Origin of the sequence: Deinococcus pimensis DSM 21231 (assembly GCF_000519345.1) — a bacterium.
GTDB lineage: Bacteria > Deinococcota > Deinococci > Deinococcales > Deinococcaceae > Deinococcus_A > Deinococcus_A pimensis.
This window is the reverse complement of the sequence record NZ_KI912640.1, coordinates 30,458-31,674: the sequence shown is the minus strand read 5'-3', so window position 1 is coordinate 31,674 and position 1,217 is coordinate 30,458. Positions and strand designations below refer to the sequence as shown.

Annotated in this window: 1 protein-coding gene; it reads left to right on the top strand. The window is 68.0% G+C overall.

Translation table 11 applies throughout. The features are described from left to right. Nucleotides 1-544: 544 nt before the first annotated feature. Nucleotides 545-1,217 (top strand): phytoene desaturase family protein (locus tag DEIPI_RS30270; RefSeq protein ID WP_045234132.1); only part of this gene is annotated, 673 nt, incomplete at its 3' end.

Genomic DNA, 1,217 nt, shown 5'->3' with positions numbered 1-1,217 from the left:
CGGTGGAACTGCGTCTGCAGGAGGGTCTGGCGGCATCCTGCGGGATGCCGGGCAACGGCGGGTGAGGAAGACAAGACAAATATTAACGTTCTTGAAACGGTATTTACTCCGCCTTTAACTCTCGTGAAGCGTTCTCATCCGCGGCCTTCACGTTCCTGTAACGCTTCTGCACGTTCATTCACGAGACCATCACGGCCCACCCGCTACCCTGCGATCAGCTGAAGCAGGCGACGACGGGAGCAGGGGGAGGGCCGTCGGAACCCGCCCGGCCACACGAGGAAGAGCGCGCCCCTGACCCCCGGGCGCGCTCTTCCTCGTGTGCGCCTTGCCTCGAAAATGCCGTTCTCATCGAAGTTGTCCACACGAGGGGTGTGGACAACCCACCCCGCCTGTGGATAACTCGTGTCACCTGTCATGACGGGGTCAGCCGTCCGCAAACTGGCGATAAGTGACGATCCGCCGCGCACGCGGACAGGTATGCTTGCGCGACAGTGCCGCATTCAGCCGGGGAGGCCGCTTGAGCTACGACTACGACGTCATCGTGATGGGCGCCGGCCACAACGCGCTCGTGACCGCCGCCTACGCCGCCCGCGCCGGGTACCGCGTCGGCGTCTTCGAACGCCGCCACATCGTCGGCGGGGCCGTCTCCACCGAGGAGCTCGTGCCCGGCTACCGCTTCGACTACGGCGGCAGCGCCCACATCCTGATCCGCACGACGCCCGTCGTGCAGGAACTCGAACTCTCGCGCTTCGGGCTGCACTACATCGAACTCGATCCGCTCTTCCACGCGTCGGACGGGGAGACGCCGTGGTTCGTCTGGCGTGACGCGCGCCGTACCGCCGACGACCTGGAGAACCTCTTCCCCGGTCAGGGCGACGCGTACTCGCGCTTCATCGACGACTGGACGCCCTTCGCACGCACCGTGAAGGACACGTTCCTCGCGACGCCGTCCCCGCTGGAGCTCGGGCGCCGCTTCATGTTCGGCGGCGGGCAGGGCCGCGAGTGGACGACGCGGCTCATGCGGGTCCTGCGGCCCTACGGGGAGGTCGCGGCGGAGTACTTCACGGAGGAGCGCGTCCGCGCGCCGCTCGTGTGGATGGCCGCGCAGAGCGGCCCCCCGCCGACCGAGCCGATCAGCGCGCCCTTCCTGCTGTGGCACCCCCTCTACCACGAGGGCGGCGTCGCGCGGCCCAAGGGCGGCTCGGGCGGCCTCACGA